The organism is Actinomadura logoneensis (genome assembly GCF_003428695.1).
GTDB classification, from domain to species: domain Bacteria; phylum Actinomycetota; class Actinomycetes; order Streptosporangiales; family Streptosporangiaceae; genus Spirillospora; species Spirillospora logoneensis.
The window spans coordinates 1-2,500 of the sequence record NZ_QURH01000638.1 but is presented as its reverse complement, the minus strand read 5'-3'; the positions used below and the strand labels follow the sequence as shown (position 1 = coordinate 2,500).

3 protein-coding genes are annotated in these 2,500 nt (G+C 71.7%); all 3 read right to left on the bottom strand.

Going from position 1 to position 2,500, the window contains the following annotated elements:
• Positions 1-107: 107 nt before the first annotated feature.
• Genes ehuD through ehuB form a run of 3 tightly spaced genes read right to left on the bottom strand, consistent with a single transcriptional unit; the run spans position 108 to position 2,382 of the window.
• Positions 108-761, bottom strand: a complete 654-nt coding sequence (gene ehuD, locus DZF91_RS24985) for an ectoine/hydroxyectoine ABC transporter permease subunit EhuD (RefSeq protein ID WP_117359688.1) — start codon at positions 759-761, stop codon at positions 108-110.
• A complete protein-coding gene (gene ehuC, locus DZF91_RS24980) occupies positions 758-1,465 on the bottom strand; it encodes an ectoine/hydroxyectoine ABC transporter permease subunit EhuC (RefSeq protein ID WP_117359687.1) in 708 nt (235 codons plus the stop codon). Before ehuC ends, ehuD begins: the two co-directional genes overlap by 4 nt.
• Positions 1,466-1,470: 5 nt before the next feature.
• Complete coding sequence (ehuB, locus tag DZF91_RS24975; protein WP_117359686.1) at positions 1,471-2,382, bottom strand: ectoine/hydroxyectoine ABC transporter substrate-binding protein EhuB; 912 nt, start codon at positions 2,380-2,382, stop codon at positions 1,471-1,473.
• Between the last annotated feature and the right edge of the window lie 118 nt (positions 2,383-2,500).

The following is a 2,500-nucleotide window of genomic DNA, read 5'->3' as shown; positions in this document are numbered from 1 at the left end:
GACCGGTCCCGGCGGAGCCGTCCGAGCCGGTCCCGGCGGGGCCCTCCGCGGCGGCCCCGGTGGCGCCCGCGGCCTTCTCCGGCAGGGGCTCGGCGGGCGAGGTGAGGTCAGTGGGTGGCATAGCGCTTCTCCAGACGTCGCAGGACCAGGGACGACACGGTGCTGACGATGATGAAGAACAGCCCGGCGACGGTGATCGGTTCGAGGTACTTCAGGGTGTGCGCGCCCTCGTCGAACGCGGTGGCCAGCAGCTCGGCCACGGTGATGCCGAACAGGAACGGCGTGTCCTTGAACAGGGCGATCAGGTAGTTGCCCAGCGTCGGGACGATCCGCCGGACCGCCTGCGGCAGCACCACCGCGGTCCAGACGCGGCGGCGCGGCAGGTTCAGCGCCCTGGCGGCCTCCCACTGGCCGCGCGCGACGTCGTCGATGCCGGCCCGGTACACCTCGGCGGTGTAGGTCGAGTAGTGCAGCCCGAGGCCGACGATCCCGGCCGTCAGCGCGCCGAGCGTCAGCCCCCAGGAGGGCAGCACGTAGAAGATGAAGAACAGCTGCACGAGCAGCGGGGTGCTGCGGATGAACTCGGTCACCCACCGGACGGTCTGGCTGAGCACCCGGTTGGGGGAGCGCCGCAGCAGCGCCCAGACGAGGCCGAGCGCGAGCGCGATCAGGTAGCCGAACAGCGTCGCGATGACCGTGACGCGCAGGCCGTCCAGCAGGTCGGGGATGAGGTCGCCGGTGTACTTCCAGTCCCAGTTCACGGCGTCACCGCCTGGGGGCCGGCCGCGGCGGCGGTGGCCGGACGGGGCGGGAGCCCGCGGCCGAGCATCCGCGCGCTGCGCCGTTCGGCGAGCCGCACCAGCACCTGCAGGGCCTGGGCGATCACGAAGTAGATCACCAGGATCACCGCGAACGTCGCGGCGGTCTGCCCGGTGGACGCCTGGATCTGCTTGGCCCGGAAGGTCAGGTCGGCGATCGCCACCAGCGACACGCCCGCCGTCGCCTTCATCAGCTCGATGAGCAGGTTGCCGAACGGCGGCAGCATCAGGGCGGTGGCCTGCGGCAGCAAAACCCGGCGCATCCGCTGGACGGCGGTGAAGTTCAGCGCGCAGGCCGCCTCCCACTGGGCCCGCGGGACGGCGTTGATCGAGCCGCGCACGACCTCCGCGCCGTAGGCGCCGTAGTTCAGCCCGACCGCGAGGACGGCCGCCGCGATCGGCGTGAACCGCAGGCCGAGCAGCGGGAGCGCGTAGAAGAACCAGTACATGAGCACCAGCGCCGCGATGCCGCGGAAGAACTCCACGTAGATCCGGTTGACCGCGCGGAGCACGGCGCTGCGCGCCGTCCCGGCCAGGCCCACGACCAGGGCCAGGACGAGCGCGAGCGCGGCGCCGAGCAGGGTGATCTGGAGCGTCGTCCAGGCTCCCCTGAGCAGCAGCGGGTAGCTGTCGAGTACGTCGGACATGGCGGTCAGCCCTGGCAGAACCGGGCGGCGGTGTCGTTCGGGCCGGGCAGCTCGGCCTGGCTGAACCCGAACGGCTGGATGATCGGGAGCAGCCGGTTGCTCTTCCTGAGCTCGCCCAGCTTGCCGTTGAACGCCTGCAGCAGGTCGGTGTCGGCCTTGCGGAACGCGAACGCGCCCGCGCCCAGCTGCTCCTTGCCGCCGATGACCGGGACGTAGGCGTCGGTGACCTCGAACGGCTCGCCCTTGTGCTTGGACAGCAGGTCGACGAGGGAGATGCGGGTCAGCGCGATGCAGTCGATCCGGCCGGCCTTCAGGCCCTCGAACGCGCTCGGCTGGTCGGGGAAGGTCTTCAGGTTCCCCTTGGACACGCCGAGCTTGGTGGCGTAGTCGCCCTCGGCCGCGCCGGTCAGCACGCCGACCTTCAGCTTCTTCTGCGCCGCGTCCTCGAACTTGTGGACGCCCTTGGGGTTGCCCTTGGGCACCATGAACGCCGACTTGGCGACGTAGTCGGGGTCGGCGAAGGCGACCTCGGCGCAGCGCTGGGGGAGCACGAACATGCCCGCCGCGATCACGTCGAACCGCTTGGCCTTCAGGCCGCCGATGAGCCCGCCGAAGTCGACGTTGACGCCCTCGACCTTGTCGATGCCGAGCTCCTTGAAGATCACCCGGGCCAGTTCGGGCGCCTCGCCGGTGAGCTTGCCGCTCTTGTCGGTGTAGCCGTAGGGCGACTCGTTGGCGAACCCGATGGTGATCTTGCCGTCCTGCTTGGCCCGCTTGAGCGTGCCGCCGCCCTGCCGCTCCTGGGCGGGGTCGGTGGTGGAGCATCCGGCGGCGGCGAGCGGCACCGCCGCGCCCAGCAGCGCCGCGGTCCGCAGGAACGCGCGCCTGCCGGTGGCGGACGGGTCGTGGTTGGTCATCTTCTCGACTCCTGGGGTGGCCGCGCCCGCCGGGCCCTCGCGGGCCGGGCGGACGCGGCGCTCGGATCTGGGGACGGATGTGGGAACGGCCGGACCGGCGGCGGGTCGGCTGCCGGTG

What these genes read in the sequence shown, in the direction of transcription:
- ehuC (WP_117359687.1), bottom strand. Translation starts at nt 1,465, where the DNA reads ATGTCCGACGTACTCGACAGCTACCCGCTGCTGCTCAGGGGAGCCTGG.
- ehuB (WP_117359686.1), bottom strand. Translation starts at nt 2,382, where the DNA reads ATGACCAACCACGACCCGTCCGCCACCGGCAGGCGCGCGTTCCTGCGG.